The sequence below is a fragment of the Nocardia sp. CDC160 genome, assembly GCF_035818795.1.
In the GTDB taxonomy this organism is placed as follows: Bacteria; Actinomycetota; Actinomycetes; order Mycobacteriales; family Mycobacteriaceae; genus Nocardia.
On the sequence record NZ_JAYKYT010000004.1, the window covers coordinates 753,468 to 775,718 of the forward strand.

12 protein-coding genes (1 of these 12 cut by a window edge) are annotated in these 22,251 nt (G+C 69.0%); 4 read left to right on the plus strand and 8 right to left on the minus strand.

The genetic code is table 11. From position 1 onward, the window contains the following. Nucleotides 1-10,176, minus strand: the 5' portion of a protein-coding gene (locus tag VMT40_RS24810; RefSeq protein ID WP_326361137.1) for a type I polyketide synthase. 5,883 nt of this gene lie to the left of the window's left edge; the window shows 10,176 of its 16,059 coding nt (coding positions 1-10,176); it begins with the start codon at nt 10,174-10,176; the stop codon falls past the left edge of the window. A 57-nt stretch (nt 10,177-10,233) separates the two neighbouring features. Continuing rightward, nucleotides 10,234-11,448, minus strand: a complete 1,215-nt coding sequence (locus VMT40_RS24815) for an FAD-dependent oxidoreductase (protein WP_326361138.1) — start codon at nt 11,446-11,448, stop codon at nt 10,234-10,236. A 507-nt stretch (nt 11,449-11,955) separates the two neighbouring features. Here VMT40_RS24815 and VMT40_RS24820 point away from each other — a divergent pair. After that, nucleotides 11,956-13,296 carry a S1 family peptidase gene (locus tag VMT40_RS24820; RefSeq protein ID WP_326361139.1) on the plus strand — a complete coding sequence of 447 codons (1,341 nt, stop codon included), beginning with the start codon at nt 11,956-11,958 and terminating at the stop codon, nt 13,294-13,296. Nucleotides 13,297-13,305: 9 nt separating this feature from the next. On the opposite strand, the gene VMT40_RS24825 is transcribed toward VMT40_RS24820, so the two are convergent. Beyond that, the gene (locus VMT40_RS24825; RefSeq protein WP_326361140.1) at nt 13,306-14,607 is read right to left on the minus strand and encodes a carotenoid oxygenase family protein; all 1,302 of its coding nucleotides are present in this window, start codon (nt 14,605-14,607) and stop codon (nt 13,306-13,308) included. Between the two features lie 26 nt (nt 14,608-14,633). Beyond that, nucleotides 14,634-15,188: a hypothetical protein gene (locus tag VMT40_RS24830; protein ID WP_326361141.1), complete on the minus strand. Its 555-nt coding sequence runs from the start codon at nt 15,186-15,188 to the stop codon at nt 14,634-14,636. A gap of 98 nt (nt 15,189-15,286) precedes the next feature. On the opposite strand from VMT40_RS24830, the gene VMT40_RS24835 reads away from it, so the two are divergent. After that, nucleotides 15,287-15,808 (plus strand): PadR family transcriptional regulator, encoded by a 522-nt coding sequence (locus VMT40_RS24835; protein WP_326361142.1) that lies wholly within the window; start codon nt 15,287-15,289, stop codon nt 15,806-15,808. 13 nt (nt 15,809-15,821) lie between these two features. Here VMT40_RS24835 and VMT40_RS24840 read toward each other — a convergent pair whose 3' ends face one another. Then, the gene (locus VMT40_RS24840; protein ID WP_442790056.1) at nt 15,822-16,856 is read right to left on the minus strand and encodes an alpha/beta hydrolase; all 1,035 of its coding nucleotides are present in this window, start codon (nt 16,854-16,856) and stop codon (nt 15,822-15,824) included. Between the two features lie 173 nt (nt 16,857-17,029). Continuing rightward, the gene (locus VMT40_RS24845) at nt 17,030-17,437 is read right to left on the minus strand and encodes a hypothetical protein (protein WP_326361144.1); all 408 of its coding nucleotides are present in this window, start codon (nt 17,435-17,437) and stop codon (nt 17,030-17,032) included. 227 nt (nt 17,438-17,664) lie between these two features. Here VMT40_RS24845 and VMT40_RS24850 point away from each other — a divergent pair, with 227 nt between their 5' ends. Together VMT40_RS24850 and VMT40_RS24855 are read left to right on the plus strand one after the other, a co-directional pair. Continuing rightward, nucleotides 17,665-19,083: an amidase gene (locus VMT40_RS24850; RefSeq protein WP_326361145.1), complete on the plus strand. Its 1,419-nt coding sequence runs from the start codon at nt 17,665-17,667 to the stop codon at nt 19,081-19,083. A gap of 54 nt (nt 19,084-19,137) precedes the next feature. Next, a complete protein-coding gene (locus tag VMT40_RS24855; protein ID WP_326361146.1) occupies nt 19,138-19,542 on the plus strand; it encodes an SRPBCC family protein in 405 nt (134 codons plus the stop codon). A gap of 74 nt (nt 19,543-19,616) precedes the next feature. Here VMT40_RS24855 and VMT40_RS24860 read toward each other — a convergent pair whose 3' ends face one another. After that, the gene (locus tag VMT40_RS24860; protein WP_326361147.1) at nt 19,617-20,849 is read right to left on the minus strand and encodes a cytochrome P450 family protein; all 1,233 of its coding nucleotides are present in this window, start codon (nt 20,847-20,849) and stop codon (nt 19,617-19,619) included. 35 nt (nt 20,850-20,884) lie between these two features. Beyond that, a complete protein-coding gene (locus tag VMT40_RS24865) occupies nt 20,885-22,084 on the minus strand; it encodes a cytochrome P450 (protein WP_326361149.1) in 1,200 nt (399 codons plus the stop codon). Nucleotides 22,085-22,251 lie beyond the last annotated feature (167 nt).

The following is a 22,251-nucleotide window of genomic DNA, read 5'->3' on the forward strand; positions in this document are numbered from 1 at the left end:
CACCTGGACCAGGCGGTCCTGCGCCTGTTCGTCGAACTCCTCGGGCAGATCGATCAGGCCGCCCCAGCGGGCCGGGTGTTCCAGGGCCGCCGCTCGGCCCAGTCCCCAGATCTGCGCTTGCGCAGGGCTTTCCAGTCGATCGGCGGCATCGATGGAGACAGCGCCGCGAGTCAGGCACCACAGCGGTCCCGTGGTCGCGGACTCCAGCAGGGCCAGTGTGTCGGCCACCGCCCGCGTCTCGTTCAAGGCCGCCAGTGAGAGCACACCGTCGGCGGCGAGGCCGCGAATCTCCGCGGCCGCAGTCACGATGCGAACGGTCGCGCCGTGGCGTTCCAGGGTTTTCGCGCAGGTCTCGGTCAGGTCCGTCTCGGCCGGTCCGACCACGAGCCAGGTGCCCGTGAGCGCCGGTACGTCCGTGTCGGGCAGCGGCCACCAGTCGATCCCGTACAGCAGCGAGTCAACCGGCGATTGCGCGCTCACCGGCCAGTAGCGCTGTCGCTGGAAGGCATAGGTCGGCAGGTCCACGGCGCGTGCGCCCGGGAACATGGCCGCCCAGTCCGGGGCGATGCCGCGTGTATAGAGCTGTGCCACAGCGGACATCACCGCTTCGGGCTCGTCACGGTCCTTGCGCAGCGCGGGGGCGAAACCGGCGTCGGGCACGCAGTCGCGGCCCATGGCGGCGAGCGTGCCATCGGGACCGAGCTCCAGGAACGTGGTCACGCCCAGATCGGCCAGGCATCGCATGCCGTCGGCGAATCGCACCGCCTCCCGCGCGTGCCGCACCCAGTACTCGGCGTCGTAGTGCTCGACCGGCTGCCCGGTCACATTGGACACCACCGGAATTCGCGGCGGTTCGTAGGACAGCCCCGCGGCCACCCGCCGGAACTCGTCGAGCATCGGTTCCATGCGCGCGGAGTGGAAGGCGTGGGATACCCGCAGCCGCTTGGCTTTCCGGTCGCCGACCACCGACCACACCGCGTCCTCGTCACCGGACAGCACGATCGCGTTCGGGCCGTTGACCGCGGCGATGCTCACCCCGGCCACCAGCAGCGGTCGCAGTTCGTCCTCGGACGCCGCCACCGCGACCATGACGCCACCGGCGGGCAGCGCCCGCATCAACCGTCCACGCGCCGTCACCAATGCGGCCGCGTCCGGCAGGGACAGCGCACCGGCGACATGCGCGGCCGCCAGCTCGCCGATCGAATGGCCAAGCAGGAAGTCCGGGCGCAGGTCCCAGCCTTCGAACAGCCGGAACAGCGCCACCTCGAGGGCGAACAGCCCGGCCTGCGCGAAGTCGGTCCGGTTCAGCAGCTCGGCGTCGTCGCCCCAGAGCACCTGTCGCAGTGGCAGATCCACCGCCGCGCACACGTCGTCGAAGGCCCGGGCGAAGCCCGGGAAGGCCGCGTAGAGCTCGCGGCCCATGCCCAGCCGTTGCGAGCCCTGGCCGGAGAACAGGAAGGCCAGTTTGCCCTCGACGGCCGTGCCCGCGACGACTCGCGCCGAGGGGGTTCCGTGCGTCAAGGCCCGCAGACCCGCGAGCAAATCGGCCCGGTCTGCGCCCAGGACGACCGCGCGGTCCTCGATCGCGGCACGCGTCGTCGCCAGCGAGAACGCGATGTCCACCGGGGACTGTTCGCCGGATTCCACCGCTTCGAGCAAGCGCGCCGCCTGCGCCCGAATCGCTTTGTGGCCCTTGCCCGACAGCACCCATGGCACGACCGCGGGGACTTCGGGCTCCGCGACGAGCCCCGGCCCGGATTCCGGCTCGGACGGCGTCGCGGCCGGGTCCACCTCCAGAATCACGTGCGCGTTGGTGCCGCTGATCCCGAACGCCGAAATACCCACGCGCCGCGGCCGATTCGCCTCCGGCCACACCTGCGCCGCGGTGAGCAGCGCGACCGCGCCCTCGGACCAGTCCACGTGCGGTGTGGGTGTCTCGGCGTGCAGCGTGGCGGGCAGGATGCCGTGGCGCATGGCCATGACCATCTTGATCACCCCGGCCACACCCGCGGCGGCCTGTGTATGGCCGATATTCGATTTGATCGAACCCAGCCACAGCGGCCGTTCGCGATCCTGCCCGTAGGTGGTCAGCAGCGCCTGCGCCTCGATGGGATCGCCCAATGTCGTTCCGGTGCCGTGCGCTTCGACCGCGTCGACGTCGCGCGCCGACAGTCGCGCGGTCGCCAGGGCCGTGCGGATGACCCGCTGCTGCGACGGCCCGTTCGGCGCGGTCAGACCGTTCGACGCGCCGTCCTGATTGACCGCGGAGCCGCGCAGCACCGCCAGCACCGGATGTCCGTGGCGGCGCGCGTCCGACAGCCGTTCCACGATCAGCACACCGACGCCCTCGCCCCAGGCCGTGCCGTCCGCGTTCGCGGAGAACGGCTTACAGCGGCCGTCGGGGGCGAGCCCGCCCTGGCGGGAGAACTCGACGAACAGATCGGGGGTGGACATGACGGTGACGCCGCCCGCGACCGCCAGCGCGCACTCACCCTTGCGCAGGGCCTCGGCCGCCAGATGCAGTGCCACCAGCGAGGACGAGCACGCGGTGTCGACCGTGACCGCGGGGCCCTCGAATCCGAAGGTGTAGGCCAGCCGACCGGACAGCACCGCCGCCGAGGTGCCGGTGGCCAGGTAGCCGTCGAATCGTTCGCCGCCGTCGGAGCGCAGCACCGCGCCGTAGTCCTGGCCGTTGGTCCCCGCGTACACGCCGACCGCCCGGCCGCGCAGCGAGCTCGGATCGATGCCGGTCCGCTCGAAGGCTTCCCAGGCGGTCTCGAGCAGCAGCCGCTGCTGGGGATCCATCGCGACGGCCTCGCGCGGCATGATGCCGAAGAACTCGGCGTCGAATTCGGTTGCGTCGCTGAGGAATGCGCCGGATCGGGTGGTGAGGCGGCCGGACTCGGCCAGCCGGTCCACCTCCCAGCCGCGATCGGCCGGGAAACCGGAGACGACCTCGCGCCCGTCGAGCACCAGACGCCACAGATCCTCGGGTGACCGCACCCCGCCGGGGAACCGGCAGGCCATGCCCACTATGGCGATAGGCTCGTCATCCGTGGCCGCCGCCGCTTCCGGTGTCGTCGTTTCGCCTGTGCCGCCGAGGAATTCGGCGAGTGAGCGCGCGGTCGGATAGTCGTAGATGGCCGTGGCCGGTAGCCGCTGCCCGGTCGCCGCGACCAGGCGGTTGCGCAGATCCACCGCGGTCACCGAGTCCAGGCCTAGGTCCTTGAAGACCTTGTCGGCGGGCACCGATTCGGCGTCGGCGTATCCCAGGACGGTCGCGGCGTGCTGGCGCACGACCTCCAGCAGCGGGCGCGCCTCGCTCGCGGTGACGGGTGTCTCGAGCGCGGGGATCAGTTCGCTCAGCAGCGGGCTGGGCCGGGTGGCGGTGAAGGCGACACCGAAACGGTCCCAGTCGATATCGGCCACCAGGACACCGGATTCCGCGCGCAGCAGCGACTGCTCCAGCGCCCGCAGTGCGGCCCGGGGCGGCAGCATCGGCACGCCGTGGCGACGTGCGACGACCCCGAATTCGCCCTGTCCCATGCCTTCCCCGGCCCAGGGTCCCCAGGAGATGGCCGTCGCGGGCAGGCCCAGCGATCGGCGGTGGGTCGCCAGGGCGTCCAAGTAGGCATTGCCGGGCGCGTAGTTGCCCTGGCCCGGTGTCCCGACCACCCCGGCCAACGACGAGAACAGCACGAACGCGGACAGATTCCGGTCCGCGGTCAACTCGTGCAGATCCCATGCCGCCCGCGCCTTGACCCGCAACACCCGATCGACCTGCTCGACGCTCAGCGACTCGATCACGCCGTCGTCGAGCACGGCCGCGGTGTGCACCACGGCATCCAGGGCGGGCAGGCTCGCGACCAAGTCGGCCAGCGCGTGTCGGTCGGTCACGTCGCAGGCGCGGACCGTGACCCGGGCACCGAGTTCGCGCAGTTCGGCCGTGAGTTCGTCGATGCCCTCGGCCCGCGGTCCCCGTCGGCTCGCCAGGACCACATGCTCGGCCCCACCGGCGGCCAGCCATCGTGCCGTGTGCGCGCCGAGCGCCCCGGTTCCGCCCGTGACCAGGACGGTTCCCGACGGACGCCAGCCGTCGAGTGCGGTGAGCGTCAGCGGAGCACGAACCAGCCTGCGGCCGAACACTCCGTTCGGACGGATGGCGACCTGGTCCTCGGCTCCGGCGACGACCGTCGCGATGGACTGCCGAATCGAATCGTCCCACCGCTCGGGCAGGTCGATCAGTCCGCCCCAGCGGTCGGGAAGCTCCAGCGCCACAACCCTTCCCAGCCCCCACCACAGGGCCTGTGCGGGCCGGACGTCTTCGTCCGACACCGACACCGCACCCCGCGTCACGCACCACAGCAGGGCCTCGACGCCCGCCGCGCCCAAGGCTTGGATCAACGCCAAAGTCGTCGCGTAGCCGCGGGGCACGGCCGGGTATCGCGGGTGCGGTTCCGCGTCCAGCGCCAGCAGCGACAGCACCGCGTCGACCGGGCCGATCCCGGCGAGTTCGGCGGCCAGGTCCACGCCGGGCGCGACGCGAAGCACCCGAGCTCCTTGCTCGGACAGTACCGGGCTGATTTCGTTCTCATCGGGCGCGGCGATCACCAGCCACGTGCCAGCCTGAGAATCGTTGTGTGCCAGCCGCTTCCAGGTCACGCGGTAACGCCACGACTCGGACGCCGACCGATCCCGATCGAGTTCACGCGGCGCGGTCAGCCAATACCGCTCCCGCTGGAAGGGATAGGTCGGCAGGTCCACGCGCCGAGCACCGGCGAACATCGACTCCCAGCGCACCGGGACGCCCCCGGCGAACACCTCACCCAGCGAGGTCAGGAATCGGCGCAGACCACCGTCGTCACGGCGCAGGGACGCGGCGACCAGGCCGTCGATCTCCTTGTCGTCCAAGGTTTCCCGGACCGCCGCCGCCAGCACCGGATGCGCACTGGTCTCGACGAATACGCGATGCCCGTCGGCGAGCAAGGCGGTGGTGGCGCGCTCGAACTGCACCGTCTCGCGCAGGTTCCGGTACCAGTACTCGCCGTCCAGTCCGGCCGTGTCCATGGGTGCGCCGGTGACGGCCGAATAGAACGGCACCTCGCCGGTGCGCGGCCGCACCGGTGCCAACAGCTCGGCCAACTCCGCGCGGATCGCCTCGACGTGCGCGGAGTGCGAGGCGTAATCCACCGGAATCCGGCGGGCGCGAACACCTTCCGCCGCACATCGCGCCTCCAGCGCGTCGAGGGCGGCCGAATCCCCGGATACCACCACGGATTCGGGCCCGTTCACCGCGGCGAGGGACAACCCGTCCCCCAGCATCGACCGCAGCGCGTCGGCGGACAGCGCGACCGACAGCATGCCGCCGCGGCCCGACAGCGCCAGTAGGGCCCGACTCCGCAGTGCCACCACTCGCGCGCCGTCGGCGAGGGAGAGCCCACTCGCGACCACCGCGGCGGCGATCTCACCCTGCGAATGTCCCACCACCGCGGCCGGTTCGATGCCGTAGGAGCGCCACAGGGCGGCCAGCGACACCATGACGGCCCACAGCACGGGCTGTACCACGTCGACGCGTTCCAGCGCGGTCTCGTCGGTGAGGACGTCCCACAGCGACCACTCCACGAATTCGTCCAGCGCCGCCGCGCATTCCGCGAGCCGCGCGGCGAACACCGGTGCGTGCGCGGCCAATTCCAGGGCCATGCCCGGCCACTGCGAACCCTGCCCGGGGAAGACGAACACGACCTTGTCGTTCTGGTCGACGACCCTCGGGGTGGCCGGGGCGTCGGCGAGGGTGGCCAGCGCGGCCAGCATCTCGGCGCGGTTCGCCCCGACCACGACCACGCGAGTATCGAACACCGACCGTGCCGCCAGCGTCCGACCGACGGATGCGAGCTCCAGGTCGGGTTCGCGATCGACGAACGATCGCAGCTGTCGTGCCCGATCACGCAGCGCGGCCTCGGTTTTCGCCGATAGCACCCACGGCACGACCGGTAGTACCGGGTTGGCGGGCAGGTCGGAGGGAGCGGCGGGCTCCTCGATGATCACGTGGGCGTTGGTGCCGCTGATCCCGAAGGACGAGACACCGGCCCGGCGCGGGCGGTCGGTCCGCGGCCAGGGCACGGGTTCGGTCAGCAGCTCGACCGCCCCTGCGGTCCAATCCACATGCGGCGACGGCGCGTCCACGTGCAGGGTCTTCGGCAGCATCTCGTGCTGCAGCGCCAGCACCATCTTGATCACGCCCGCGACACCGGCGGCGGCCTGGGTGTGTCCGATATTCGATTTCAGCGAGCCCAGCCGCAGTGGGTGATCTCGGTGCTGGCCGTAGGTTGCCAGCAGGGCCTGCGCCTCGATCGGATCGCCCAGCGTGGTCCCGGTGCCGTGCGCCTCGACCGCGTCCACCTCCGCGGCCGACAGGCCCGCATTCGCCAGCGCCTGCCGAATGACCCGCTGCTGGGACGGCCCATTCGGCGCGGTCAGGCCATTGGACGCGCCGTCCTGATTGATGGCCGAGCCGCGCACCACCGCCAGCACGCGGTGCCCGTTGCGCTGCGCGTCCGAAAGGCGTTCCAGGACCAGCAGTCCGGCCCCTTCACTCCACCCAGTGCCGTCCGCAGCGGCGGCGAACGTCTTGCATCGCCCGTCCGGCGCGAGTCCGCGCTGCCGCGAGAACTCCACGAACATGCCCGGATTGGCCATGACCGTGACGCCGCCCGCCAGCGCCAGCGACGATTCGCCCTGTCGCAGTGACTGACACGCCAGGTGCAGCGCGAGCAGGGATGACGAGCAGGCCGTGTCGACCGTGACGGCGGGCCCTTCGAAGCCGTAGACATAGGCCAGCCGACCCGACGCGACCGAGGTCAGAGTGCCGGTCAGCGCGAAGCCGTCGGTCGAATCGTGCAGGCGCGGACCGTAGTCCTGCGCCATCGCGCCGAGGAAAACACCGGTCCGGGTACCGCGCAGGGCGGCCGGGTCGATACCAGCGCGTTCGAGAGCCTCCCAGGAAATCTCCAGCAGCACCCGCTGTTGCGGGTCCATGGCGAGCGCCTCGCGCGGTGCGATGCCGAAGAAAGCCGGGTCGAATTCGGTTGCGCTGTCGAGGAATCCGCCGAAGCGGGTGTAGGAGGTGCCCGGGTGCTCCGGATCGGGGTCGTACAGCCCGGCCAGGTCCCAGCCGCGATCGTCCGGGAACTCACCGACCGCGTCGCCGCCCTCGGCGACCAACCGCCACAGCTGTTCGGGTGAATCGATGCCGCCGGGCAGACGGCAGCTCATGGCGACAATGGCGATCGGCTCGAGCGCGGCGGCCGAGGGCGCTTCCGGTGCGACGAATTCCCCTGCCGCACCGGTGTTCTCCGCGTTGAGGAAGGCGGCCACGGCGGTGCAGGTGGGGTAGTCGAACAGCAGCGTGGCGGGCAGCGACAGTCCGGTTTCGGCGCTGAGTCGATTGCGCAGTTCCACCGCGAGGTGGGAATCGATGCCGAGGTCCTGGAACGGCAGCTCGACATCGATGATCTCCGGGTTCGGCTGTCCGAGGACGGCCGCGGCGTGGGTGCGGACCAGGTCGAGCTCCGCGCCCGGGGTCAGCGACACGGCCGGGATCGCCTCGGCGACAGCGTTTTCGGCCTCGTCGAACCAGTACCGTCGGCGTTGGAAGGCGTAAGTCGGCAGATCCACCCGTCGAGCCCCGGTGCCCGCGAACAATGTCTCCGGGTCCACCTCCAGACCGTGCGCCCAGGCCCGACCGACCGAGGTGAGGAACCGCCGCCACCCGCCGTCGTCGCGGCGCAGCGATTCGACCACCACGGCGTCGGCCGCGGTTTCCTGAATCCCGCTGGCCAGCACCGGATGTGGGGCGGCCTCGATGAATATCCGACGCCCGCCATCGGCGAGTGCGCGCACCGCGCGGTCGAGCCGGACCGGCTCCCGCAGATTCCGATACCAGTAGTCCGCGTCCAGCGTGGTCCCTTCGACCCACTCCCCGGTGACGGTCGACAGCATCGGGATCTGCGCCCGGCCCGGACGCAGATCCGAGAGTTCGGCCAGCAGATCGGCCCGGATCGGCTCGACCTGCGCCGAGTGGGACGCGTAGTCGACCGCGATCCGCCGGGCCCGCACACCCGCGGCCTGATACCTGGCCACCAGCACGTCCACCGCATCGGACGCACCGGAAACCACCACGGCATTGGGGCCGTTGACCGCGGCGATGGACAGCCCGTCGCCGAGGTCGACGCGCTCGGCGGGCAGCGCGATCGAAGCCATGGCCCCGCCGCCCGCGACCGCGGCCAGCAATCGACTGCGCACCGCCACCACGCGCGCCGCGTCGGTAACCGACAGCGCGCCCGCCACACAGGCCGCGGCGATCTCGCCCTGCGAATGACCGATGACCGCGGACGGCGTCACACCCAGCGATTGCCACAGCTCCGCCAGCGACACCATGACCGCCCACAGCGCGGGCTGGACCACCTCGACCCGCTCGAGCGCCCGCGCATCGCGCAGGACCTCCGGCAGCGACCAGTCGACGTGCGGTGCCAACGCGTCGGCGCACTCTTGCAGCCGATCGGCGAAAATGGCCGAGCACGAGGCCAATTCGATGGCCATACCCGGCCATTGCGAGCCCTGACCGGGGAACACGAACACCGCCGTACCGTCCCCGGCCACCCCGCGCACCAGATCCGGGACGGGAGCACCGTCGGCGAAGGCGTCCAGCAGCGCCCGCGGATCGTCCCCGATCAGCGCGGCCCGGTGCGCGAAGGCGGTGCGGGTGGCGGCCAGGGAGTATCCGATGTCCGCCGCGTCGGCGTTCGCCTCGGCGCGCAGGTGTTCTCGCAGTGATTCCGCCTGTCCGCGCAGGGCTTTCGCGTCGCGGCCGGAGAGGGTCCAGAGCACGGGCGCGGGCGTCGCAGGATGCCGTGGTCGCGGATGCTCGGCGGGCACGTGCTCGGCCAGCACGACATGGCAGTTCGTGCCGCCGACGCCGAAGGAGCTGACCCCGGCCACCCGCGGCCGCGTCGCCGTCCACTCCGCGGTGGTCTGCTGAACGCGCAGGTTCAGGGTGTCCAGCGGGATGTCCGGGTTGGGGGTGGCGAAGTGGAGGCTGGCGGGCAGGACCCGATGATGAACGCTCAGAACGGCTTTCAGCAGCCCGGCAATGCCCGCCGCGCCCTCGAGATGCCCGATATTGGTCTTCACCGAACCGACAGCCAGCGGTGCGCCGCCGCGTCGGGCCGCGCCGATCACCGCACCCAGCGCCGCGGCCTCGATCGGGTCGCCGATCCTGGTTCCGGTGCCGTGCAATTCGACGTAGTCCACCAGGGCCGGATCCACTCCGGCCTCGCGGTAGGCGGCCCGCAGCAGTTCCTGCTGCGCGAGCTCGTTCGGTGCGGTCAGCGTGGCCCCGCCGCCGTCATTGTTGACGGCGCTGCCGTGGATCACGCAGTAGATCCGGTCACCGTCGGCGAGCGCGTCGGCGAGTCGCTTGAGCACGACCAGGCCGCCGCCCTCGCCGCGGACGAAACCATTGGCGCGCGCGTCGAAGACGTAGCACGTCCCGTCCGGGGACAGCCCGCCGAAGCGGTCCACGCGCAGCGTGCTCTCCGGAGCGAGGTTGAGCTGCACGCCCCCGGCCAGGGCGAGTTCGGACTCCCCGCGGCGCAGGCTCTCCACCGCCAGATGCACCGCGACCAGCGAGGACGCCTGTGCCGCATCGACCGTCAGGCTCGGCCCGCGCAGGCCGAGCACATACGACAGCCGGTTGGCGATCAGTCCCCGATTGGTGCCGGTCAGCGAGTGTTGACCGATGACGCCGTGGCGCTGCGCGAGGGTGGCGTAATCGTCGGAGATCGCGCCGACGAAGACGCCGGTCGCCGTGGCGGCCAGCCGGGCGGGCACCAGGCGCGCATCCTCGAGGGCCTCCCAGCCCAGTTCCAGCATCAGTCGCTGCTGCGGGTCCATGGCGGCGGCCTCGCGGGCGGAGATTCCGAAGAAGTCCGCGTCGAATTCGCCTGTGCCGGTGAGGAACCCGCCCCGCGTTCCCGCAAGGGCGGGATGGCGGCGGTCCGCCGGGATGTCGGTTATCGCGTCGCCGCCGGTGCGCAGCAGACGCCAGAATTCGGCAGGTCGCGACGCCCCCGGAAAACGGCAGGAGGCACCGACGACCGCAATGGGGTCGGAGAGCATGGTGTGTGAGACCTCGTCGTGGACGCTTCGATCAGCGCGGGTGGCCGGATTCGGGAATCAGGAATCGGAGCGGGTGACGGGTGTGACGCGCGCGTCGAAGTCGATGTGGTGTCCCTGTATCCACATCAGCGATTTACCACCGTCTTTGGCGGTCTTACCGAGAATGACGGGCATCATCAGATCCCGCAGGAAGCGGCCGATCGCGCCGGGCGGCTCGGGATTGCGGCCGTGCTTGACGATCTTCGTCACGCGGTCGCGGCGCAGGGCTTCGAAGGTGGTGAACGCGGTGGGCACATCGGGGCAGTCGCGCAGGCATTGCGCGAGGACGACGGCGTCCTCGATGGCGAGGGCCAGGCCCTGACCCGCGGTGGGCGAGGTGACATGGGCGGCATCGCCGATGATCACCATGCCGTGGTTGTCGTGCCAGCGGCGGGCCACCGGCATGGTGTAGCTGGACCAGCCGAACAGGGGCGCGGGCGCGGCGTCGACAATGTCGTGCGCGAGCTTGGTCTCCCCGGCCATGATCTCGTGCAGCCAGCGGCGCAGCGCGGCGTCGTCGCCGTCGGACAGGACGCCGTCGGGGGTGTCGCCGGTCTTGGGCGGGTTGGCGAACCAGGCCGTACCGCCGTCCGGGGTGCGCAGCCAGGCGAAGGAGCAACGCGTACCGAGGTTGATGTGCAGATCGTGCTCGGGGGCGGCGATGGTGAAGTCGGGGATATAGCCGCCGGTGGTCAGGACCGGCACCGGGCTGGGTGCGGGAGCGTGCGGGTCGATCAGGGTGCGCACGGTGGAATGCACACCGTCACAACCGATCAGGAGATCGCCGTCGGCGGTGGAGCCGTCGGCGAAGACCGCCTGCACGCCCCCGCCGGGTAGTCGCACCACGTCACGCAGCGTCTTGCCGTATTCGACCGCGATGCCGCGTTCGCGGGCGGTGCCGTCGAGCGCTTCCCGCAGGGCCGCGCGCGGCACCATCATGGATTTCAGGCCGTCGGGCCGGGCCGGAATCGGCATGCGACCCAGGGATCGGCCACGGCTGTTGGCGAAACTCATGGTCTCGACCTCGTAGCCGAGTTTCTCCACCGGCCCCGCGGCGTCGATGGCACGCAGGGCGTCGATCCCGTTGGCGGACTGGAAGTTCAGCCAGGAGCCGTCCTCCCCGACCCCGGCCGCATCACCGGAGAAGATCCGGGATTCGATGTCGGCCTGCTGTAATGCCATCGATAGCACCGGACCGGCGACGCCGGACCCGATGATGAGTGCGCGGGTCATTCGCGCTCCTAACGGGAATGCGGTCGAACATGTGGACGCCGTGCTCCGTGGCGGCTCGTGACCGCCACCCGTCTTTCGAATTGCCCTGATAGGGAACATGATTCGTCAACGGCCGCGACCCGGTCGGTCGGCGCGCACGAGCGCGCTCGAACGATTGAGCCGCGCGAACAAAAAGTGAGCCTAATCACCCCGTTCGAAGCGTGTCAATCAAATCCGTTGCGGCTGAACAATATGCGCAAGGCGAGTCCTCACCACGCGCTCCCCTGAAGCAGATTGATTAAACTGAACACTCGTCCAGCGGCAATGTTCCCAGCTTCCTCGACCAAGAGTGGTGCACTGCAACACGTTTCGGGATCCCCGAGGCCCTTCGGGCACGACGGGTCGGCGACCGCGTTGACCGATTCGTAGCCGACCTCCCGATCCGCGACATGCCCGAAGTCTGATTCGCCCGCTTCGATGCGGCGGTGGACTACCATTCATGATCGATATAACGCCTGTTCGGAGTTGGTGTCCATCGCACATCTGATCCTGGGAGAGGCGAATATGGGTCGGGCCACGGTCGTTTCGCTGTGCGCGTGCTGCGCGGCCATGTTCACCGCCGTCATGCCGATATCGGGGGCGGCACCGGTCGATTCGAATCCAGACCCGGTGACGACCGATCTCGCGGCCGCGGTCCGCCGCGATCTGCACATCGAGATGGCGGAGTATCTGGCCCGGGCCGCCACCTCGCAGCGGCTGGCCGACTTCGAGAAGCTCGCCCGGGTCGCGTATCCGATGGTGTTCGCCGGGGTGCGGATGGACGGTGCGCGGGCGCTGGTGTCGCTCGGTGACGGCACGGGACTCGACGCCGCCACCGAAGCCGCGCGCAAGGCCGGGTTCGAGGTCGTACGGGTCGGGTCCAGTACGGCTTCGCTGCGGCAGCGGCGGGCGGAGGTGCGGCGGTGGATCGATGCACAGCCGCCCGGGCCGTCGACGGATGATTCGGAGATTCCGGTGACGGTCGCCGCGCCCGGCGAACCGTTCAAGGGCGGCCAGCCCTACGGCATCGGCTTCGACGCGACGCATTACGGCAACTGCTCGCTGGGCTTCAACGCGACCGATGCCGACGGACACGATGTGGCGATCTCGGCCGGGCACTGCGATCCCAACAATCTGGTCGATCCCGCATCGAAAACCACCGAGCCGCACAGGATCTACGACTACGCCGCCGACGGTCTCGGCGACGAACTGGGCTATTTCGGGAAGACCGAGTTCGGGCCGCACGACTACTCGATCCTGCGGTTCAACCCCGACCAGGTCGCGCGCTTCCGCAACAACCTGGTCGTCGGCGGTCCGTCGGAGCAGCCCGGCCCCGCACCCGACGCCCCGACCTCTCCCACCCCCGGCGGCGGTTCGTCATCGAGCGGCAGCTCGAGCAGCACCAAGACCGAGCAACTGGCCTCGGGCAGCAGCCTCCCGGCGCAGGGCATCGGCGTCGAAATGACGGCGGCCGCCGCGACCATCGCCATCGACGGCGTCGCCAGCCCGGTCACCGGCATGCCCGCGTGCAAATCCGGCGCGATCACCGGATACACCTGCGGCACAGTCGATATGGTCGGGCAGACCTTCGAGGAGGGCGGTCTGCCGGGCACGGACCGGAAGGTGCGGGTCGAGGGCTTCTTCACCGTGACCACCTGCAGCGTGCAGGGCGACAGCGGCGGCTCGGTCCTCAGCGGGACCAAGGCGCTCGGCCTGGTCAGCGGCGGCACCAGCAAGAATCACCGGTGCGCCGTCGGCGACATCCTCACCTCCCAGCCGATCGACGCCGTGCTCTCGGCCAATCCGGGACTACGCCTGCGCACGAGCTAGTCGAACGGCTCAGTGATCGGGCAGCCAGTTGCCGTGGAAACCGTAGGGGACCCGGCGCGGTAGGTGGATGGTGGCCACAGGCGGTGCGGCCAGGTCCGTGACATCGAGAATGACCAGATCGCTGCGATCCTCGGCCCTGTCGTAGACATAGGTCATGAGATAGCCGTCCCCACCGGGGGTTTCGTCGGCGGGAACGAAGGACGCCTCGGAAGGGATACGGCCGGAGCCGAATTCGTGAACCTCACTGCCACCGGTGTGCAGGTCGTAGCGCATCAGGATGCCACTGTCGTCGGAGGCGGTCACCACGTGGCCGTAGCGGGAGTCGAGTCCGGCGAGGCGGTCGTCGATGCGGGGGAATTCGGCGGCGCGGTCGTCGAGTTGCTCCGCACGGACGGTTCCGGTGGTGAGATCGATGGTCCAGCGCCACAGGGTCGCGCCCTCGTCGAAGGTGCTGGAGTCGGTGCGCCACAGGCTCGAATAGCGCATGACGTACACGACGATACGGTCGCCGTCCTCGTGGGCGTTCAGGGCGTGGAAGACGTAGCACGGGTCGATCGGGAACCAGCGGACGGCACCGAACGGGTCATCGCGGCGCAGCACGCCGAGGCGGGCCTGGTAGTCGTCGCTCCAGCGGAAGGGCAGGCCCGCGCCGGACATGGCGGTCGCGGCGTCGAAGAGCACCGGCAGATCCATGAAGACGACATGCCCTGCGGTCAAAATGAAGTCGTGGTGCATGGTGGCGGCTGGCACGTCGATCGGGCGGCTGAGCTCGAGATTGCCCGCGGCGTCGGCGCGATGGTAGGTCAGGTACGGCTCGACGAAGTCGTAGCCGAAGAAGTGCAGTTCGCCGGTGGTCGGGCAGGTCTTCGGGTGCGCGGTCATGGCGGTGGTGAGCTTGCCGTCGAAATCGTGCGGGCCGAGAGTGTCCAGCTCGCAGGTGATTTCATAGGGGAACGAGGATTCCACGAGGGCGAGGACGCGTCCGGCGTGCCGGACGACATGCGTATTCGCCACGCCCGCCGCGTAATCCCGATTCCCCTGGGCGTCGAACATCGGCGCGTTGTCGGTGAAGGTGGTGGTGCGCACCCACCGATTCCGGTAGGACACCGCGCGCCCGCCCTCGACGCGAACGCCGTGCACCATGCCGTCGCCGAGGAACCAGTGCGGCGACGCCGCGGCGTGCGGGTTCGGTCCGTTGCGCAGGTACCAGCCGCTCAACTCGTCGGGAATCGTTCCGGTGCAGGGCAATTCGTAGGCGGTCACTTCCTCGGTGACGGGTGCGTAGTTACCGGTGAGATGCGGGACGGTCATGATCGATTCCTAACTTCGGGCGAGCGCTACTCCGCGAGCGCGGCGCGGGCCTTGCCCTGGATGTGGGCGACATAGCGGATCGTGAAGACGACGGGGATGACGAAGGCCAGCACCTGCACGGTCACCCGCGGCCCGGCCGACCCGTGGGCCAGCGCGGCGAGGGCGATACACCCGATCACGAAGCTGGCCGTCCACACCGAGGTGAGCACGTAGGCGGTCCGAATGAACAGCGGCTGGTCCCAGAACTCCCGGGGCGTGGTCTGTTTGGCGATGGGCAGGGTGAACGGCACGCGGATCAGCAGCGAGATACCGGCAATGAGCGCCAGCACACCATTCGCGATCGCGGGCATGTAGGCGTGCAGCGCCGTGTCCGGATCGGCGAACGCGACCACCGTGACGATCGCGAAGAACACCGCCGATCCGATGTCGATGACCAAGGAGTCCAGGCTGCGGCCAGCCCGCAGCTGCACCGCGATCCCGGCCACGGCGATGACGACCGCGATGACCGCCGACCACTGCCAGTACTGCGACGGGATGATCGCGTAGACGATCCAGGGGGCGAAGGTGCGCAGATAGGACACGGCGAGAACTCCTCGGCGACAGCACATTCCAGTTCTGACATGTCCAAGCCTGAGCCTCCTATACCGACATGTCAATAGTGGAATGTAAAGTGATGCGCATGAGTCTCCGGTATGCCCTGCTCGGATTGCTGTCCGACGGCCCCGCCAGCGGCTACGACCTGCTGCGGACCTTCAAGCATTCGCTGGCCAATGTCTGGCCCGCGACGCAGAGCCAGATCTATACGGAGCTCACCAAACTCGCCGACACCGGCCTCATCGAGATCAGCGACGAAGGGCCGCGCGGCCGCAAGGAGTACACGCTCACCGATGCCGGGCTCGAGGATCTGCGCACCTGGTTGACGACGACCAAGCCGAAACAGGTGGTGCGCAACGAGGCACTGCTGCGGATCTTCTTCCTCGGTGTCGTGCCGCGCGAGCAGGCCCTCGCGTATCTGGCCGACATGGAACAGCATTCGTCCGCGGCGCACGAGGAATTGACCGAGTTGGAGCGGCAGATCGACTGGGACGACAGCAATCTGTCCCGCTACGGCCGCATCGCCCTCGAGTACGGCGAGCGCATCACCGCTTTGAACCGCGAATGGGCGCGCTGGGCGATCGAACAGCTTCCGCTCGAGAACTAGTGCGCGAGGGTGCTCACAGGCCCAGCCCGTGGGCGAGAACCGGCCAGGAGGCGGGGAACTCGTCGTCCCAGTAGCCCCAGGAATGGGTGCCGTAGGGATGCAGTTCGACTGTGGCGGGGATGCCGAGTTCTTTCAGCCGGGCGGCCATATCACGGGTGCATTGATCGACCGCCGCCTCGAGGATGCCGCCCACGAGTATCTGGTTCGCGAGATTGTCTCCGCCCCCGGCGAAATGGCGGTCACCGGCCTTGTCGTGCGGGCCGGGCAGGCCGTTGCCGCTCGACAGGTACAGATCGACTCCGCGTAGGGCATCGGCGTGCAGGTAGGGATCCTTGGCCGCCCACATGGGGTCGTTGAAGGGGCCGTACATGTTCGCCGCGTCTCCCCCGCCGAAGCCGACGGTGATGCGAACGAAGGCCTGCCCCACCGGATCCGCGATGCGCGCGCACCCGCTGTAGGCGGCGACCGAGTGGTACAGGCCCGGCTTGGCGATCGAGAGTTGCAGGACCGAGGTGCCCGACATCGACACTCCCACAAGGCCGTTCACTCCATTGGTGGCGAGCGCGGCGTCGATGAGCGGGGGCAGTTCCTCGGTGAGGTAGGTCGTCCATTTCATGACGCCCAGCCGTGGATCGGGCAGTCGCCAGTCGGCGTAGTAGGAGGCCGCGCCGCCGATCGGCTGGACCACATTGACGTTCTTGTCGGCCAGGAAGTCGAAGGCATTGGTGCGGCTGTCCCAGGACGCCGGGCCCTTGCCGCCGCTGCCGCCGCTGAGCATGTAGAGCACCGGGCGCGGGGCGGAATCGTCGGCGGGGCGCTGGACCTCGACGGGGAAGTCGGCGTTCATGGCGGCGGAGTGGACGGTGAGTCGCAGGTGGCGGTCGTCGATGACGCGGGTGCCGACAATGGTCGAACCGTCCGGTGCCACCGGTGAAGTCGACGGATCGGTGGGCACCATGATGTCCGGTTCCGCCATGGCGGCCCGGTCGAACGGCGTCGAGGACAGGGCGATGAGCATTGCCGCCGCCATAATCGCCGCGCTGCACATGATCGAGCGGAATCGCACGTCCGGGTCCTGGTTCTCTGAGGCCGCCGCGCTACCGATCCGGGTGGTCATCGGGTGCGCGGCGGCGAGTCTGGCACTTCGCTTCTAACGGAAGGTTTCCGGTTGCTTGCGCGCAGCGAACACCTTGCGCACCGAGAACTCGGGCGTGCGGTGACTCAGTCGAGGGTGAGGAGTTTGGCGGTGCCGGAGACGACGGTTTCGCTCTGGTCGACCAGGGCGACGCGCACCTGCACCGGCGTGCCGGAGGTCAGGGGCGTCTCCCCCGGCATCGGGGTCAGTGCGATGGTCGCGGTGTGCGGGGAACCGTCGCAGGTGACGGCGGTCTGCGTGCCGGTGGCGGCCGGTCGGTCCGCGTTCGGGTCGCCGACCATGGCGTCGATCCCGGCGACGCCCGCGGTGGATTCGCAGGTGTAGTCGATGCCGACGACCGAGGGTTTGGCGGCCTCGACGGTGACCGAATTGGCGGCCAGCGCGGGTGCGGCGGCCAGCAGCCCGGCCACGCCGAGGGTCGCGAACGCCATCACGATGGCCGTGGCGCGTCCGGGAATTCGTGTGGTGATCATGGGTTTCGTTCCTCCTGGGCTCGACATTCGTTGAACACATCGGGGAAAGCTGAAACACCGGCAAGGCGGCTTCGATCGCACCGCGGATCTCCATGGTCCACCGTCGGACCCCGATCTCGTGGGAAAACCGACCGGCCGGAAAATCACGAATCGGGGACCGCATACGGTCGCGGGCGCGGGTCCCGTGGGAGACCATGGAGGCGCGTGGCGAATGATGAGGAGCGCCTGTGGATTCCGATCTGTGTTACGCCTCGGCTCGGGAGCTGGTCGGCTGGCTGCGGCGGCGCGAACTGTCCGCCGTGGAGGTGGTGCGGGCTCATCTCGACCGCATCGAGCGGCTCAATCCCAAGGTCAATGCCATCGTCAGCCTGGTGGCCGAGCAGGCGCTGGACGCGGCATACGCGGCCGACAAACGACTCGCCGACGGGGCGGAACCCGGTCCGCTGCACGGGATTCCCATGGCGCACAAGGACACCCACGACACGGCGGGGATTCTCACCACCTACGGCAGTCCGCTGCTGGCTGAGAACATTCCGGCCCGGGACGAGCTGGTGATCGAGCGACTGAAGGCGGCCGGGGTGATCACCCTCGGCAAGACCAATGTGCCCGAGTTCGCGGCGGGCTCGCACACCGTGAACCCGGTCTTCGGCCCGACCCGCAACCCCTACGACCTCGGCAAGTCCGCGGGCGGCAGCAGCGGCGGCGCGGCGGCCGCCCTGGCCTGCGGCATGCATCCACTCGCCGACGGCAGCGATATGGGCGGCTCCCTGCGCAATCCCGCCTCGTTCTGCAATGTCGTGGGCTTCCGCCCCTCCCCCGGCCGGGTGCCGACCTGGCCCGACCCGGCGGCCTGGCAAACCCTCGCCGTGCAGGGTCCGATGGCGCGCACGGTGTCCGACGCGGCCCTGCTGCTCTCGGTGCTGGCGGGCCCGGATCCCCGCAGCCCCCAAGCGATTTCGGAGCCGGGATCGATCTTCGCCGAACCCTTGGAGCGAGATCTGGTCGGGCTGCGCGTGGCGTGGTCTCCCGACCTGGGCGGGACGGTTCCCGTCGACCGCGCCGTCCGCGACGTCCTGGAACCCGCCGTCCGCGTCTTCTCCGACCTCGGCGCGACCGTCACCGACGACTGCCCCGACCTCTTCGGCGCCGAACAGGTCTTCCGAACCCTGCGGGCCTGGTATTTCGCCCTCGGCCTGGGACCGCTCCTGGCCCATCGCGACCACCTGAAACCCACCCTGGTCGCCAATATCGAAGAGGGCCTACGCCTCACCGGCGACGACATCGCCGAAGCCGAAGTCCTCCACACGAATCTGTTCCACCGAGTCCGAGAGTTCTTCGACCGCTACGACATTCTCCTCCTCCCGGTCAGCCAGGTCCCACCCTTCGACATCGACCTCGACTACCCGGAGGAAATCGCAGGCGAGCCCATGCACACCTACCTCGACTGGATGCGCTCCGCCTACTTCATCAGCGCCACCGGCTGCCCCGCCCTCTCGGTCCCCGGCGGCTTCACCCCAGCCTGGCTCCCGGTAGGCCTCCAAATAGTCGGCCCCCACCGCTCCGACCGCCTGGTCCTAGAGGTAGGCCACACGTTCGAACAAGCCACCGGCTACGCCACCGTCCGCCCCTCCCTAACCACCCGCTGATCGAAACCCCCAATGCCACGCCGTCTTCCCAACCCCAGCTGCAATGATCACCCCATGGCTTCGATCACCCGAGAAATCCTCATCGACGTCCCACCCGACCAGGTCTGGGAAGTAGTCTCCGACTTCATCAACGGCCCCCTCCGCATGGCCCCCGACCTGGTCACCGCCACCACCGACCTAGGCGACAACACCCGCGAGGTCACCTTCACCCACGGCACGGTAGTCCGCGAACGCCTGATAACCCTCGACCCGGACACCCGCCGCTTCGTCTATTCGGTCTACGCCGGAACCCCCACCCCTCTCCATGACAACGCCGTCATGCAGATCTTCCCCCACGGCGACAACGCATCCCGCTTCGTCTGGTCCCGAGACCTCCTCCCCGATTCCCTGGCAGCCCCCTACGCAGCCACCATGGACCAGGCCCTCCTCCTCTTCAAGAAGACCCTCGAGTCCAAGTAATCCCACGAACATGCATTCCAGCAGACGTCTTCTCGACGTTTACCTGCCGGATTGCATGCTCGTGGGCTGAGCTACTACTCCGCGGGGGTGAGGAAGACGGGGAGGGAGGTGTGGCCGTTGGAGATGAAGCTGCCGAGGGGGGTCAGATCCTTTGCGTCGGTGGCCAGTCGGAGTGCTGGGAAGCGGGCGAACAGTGCCGGGAGGGCGATGGAGGCTTCGAGGCGGGCCAGTGGCGCGCCGAGGCAGTGGTGGGCGCCGTGGCCGAAAGCTATGTGTTGGTCTTTCGTTTCGCGGTGGATGTTGAAGGCGTCCGCTGTGTCGCCGTGGATTTTGGGGTCGCGGCTGGCTGCGGCGTAGGAGGCGAGGATGGCTTCGCCCTTGGGGATGGTGTGGCCGTCGATTTCGATGTCCTCCACCGCGTATCGCAGCGGCAGGTGCGCGACGGGGGCCTGGTAGCGCAGGGTTTCCTCGATGACATCGCTCCACGACGCCCGCTCGGCGAGCACGTCGGCCAGCTGTTCGGGATGGGTGAGCAGGGCGACCACGGCCTGGCCGAGGAGGTTGACGGTGGTCTCGTGTCCGGCATTGATGACCAGCATGAGGGTCGCGACCAGTTCGGCCTCGCTCAGCTGCGAGCCGTCCTCGTCGTCGCGCGCGGCGATCATGGCGGAGGTGATGTCGTCGCCCGGGTTGTCGCGGCGGTAGGCGACGAGTTCGCCGATGCGCTCGGCCATTTCGAGGTAGTTGGCCATCGACTCCTCGGCCGTCAACGAGCCGTCGAAGAAGCCGTCGACGCACTTGTGGATGGCCTCGTCCAGATGCTCGGGCACACCCATCAGGCTGGAGATCACATTGATCGGCACCGGGTAGGCGAACAGCGAGCGCAGGTCCACCTGCGAACCCTCGGGGAGCGCGGCCAGCTCGTCGAGCAGTTCGGTCACGATGGCCTCGATCCGCTCGCGCATGGCGGTGGTGCGGCGGTTGGTGAACGCCGGGGACACCAGCTTGCGCAAGCGGCGGTGGTCGGAACCGTAGGCGGTGAACATGTTCTCCGCGATCACCCAGGGCAGCAGCGGCCACGCCTCGGTGATCTCGCCATTGCGGAACGCGGCCCAGTGCTGGCGCGGGTCCTTGGAGACGCGCGGGTCGGCGAGCAGGCTCTTCAGCACGGCCTGATCGGTGACCGACCACGCCGGGACGCCACCGGGCAACTCGACCAGCGTGACCGAGCCCTGTTCGCGAATCCGCGCGGACTCGCCCTGAATATCCGTGCCGGTGACATCCAGCACGATCGGGCTGTTGGACATAGGTAGTGCTCCTTGATTTCGCGCGTAGCGCGGGTTTACACCGCGCGCAGCGCGGGGGTCATCGGGAATTCGACCGGCAGTGCCACCATGGCGCGGTGGAACGGGCCTGGACGCCAAGAGATTTCGTGCTTCGGAACCGACAACTGCATATCGGGCAAGGCATCGAGCAACTGATCGATGGCCGTCTGTACGACCAGGTAGGCGACCGAGCGGGCGGGGCAGGCGTGCGGTCCCGCGCTCCAGGCCAGATGCGAACGGTTGCCGGTGCGGTCGCCGCCCGCGATCTCCGGATCGTTGTTGCAGGCGGCGAGGCTGATCATGACCGGCTGATGCGCGGGCAGCCAGGTGGTGTCGATCAGTATGGGCTGACGCGGATAGGTGATGGCGAAGTTGGCCATCGGCGGGTCGTTGAAGAGCACCTCGTCGAGCGCGTCCCGCGTGGACAGGCTGCCGCCCAACACATCTCCGCCGAACCGGTCGTCGGTCAGCATGAGCAGCAAGGTGTTACTGATCAGATTCTGCATCGGCTCGATGCCCGCGCCGTAGAAGCTGACCAGCTGATACAGCATCTCCTCGTCATTGAGATTCGCCGCGTGATGGGCCATGCGGGAGGTGACGTCATCGCCCGGCTCGGCGCGCTTGAGCGCGATCAGCTCCAGCAGCGCCTCCGCCAGCGTCTGCATTCCCCAGGCCGCGTTGACCGTATCGAACAGCGCCGCCATCCCGGTGGCGACCCGCTGACCGATATCGGCCGAGCAGCCCACCAATTGGTTGAGCACCTCGAACACCAGCGGCAGCGCGTATTGCGACACCAGATCCGCCGCACCCTCGGCCTCCAGCGCCGCGATCAACGGCCCGGCGATCTGCTCGACGGTGAAATGCACCGCGTGCAAATCGATCCCGTCAATGGCGGCGGTATAGGCCTGCCGATACCGCACGTGCTCGGCCCCGGAGTTGCGCAGCGCGTTCGGATACCACTGCATCATCGGCTTGACCGGCGAATCGTCGGGAATCCCCTCCTGCCAGACGCGCGGATCGGCGGGAAAGTGTTCGGGATCATTGAGAATCCGCAAGGCGGTGCGGTAGTTCACCACCAGCGTCGCCGGAACCCCCGGCGACAGCTCGATGGGCACCATGGCGCCGTGCTTGCGCCGCATCTCCCGATAGGCGCCGTGCGGGTCGGCCGCGAATTCCGCTGTCCCCAAGGGAATCCGAGGCACCTCCCCCCGACTCATCACCGGACAGCCCGCCGATGCCCCCGAGAAATCGCGCCACGACCCCGTCGTCTCCAACCGAAACTCCCTACCGAAGAACAGCTTTCACCAACCCACCGAGTCACCCCGATCGAGCCACCGCATCGCACACTAGCAGCCCGCCAGCACACCCACCCTCTTTGTCGCGC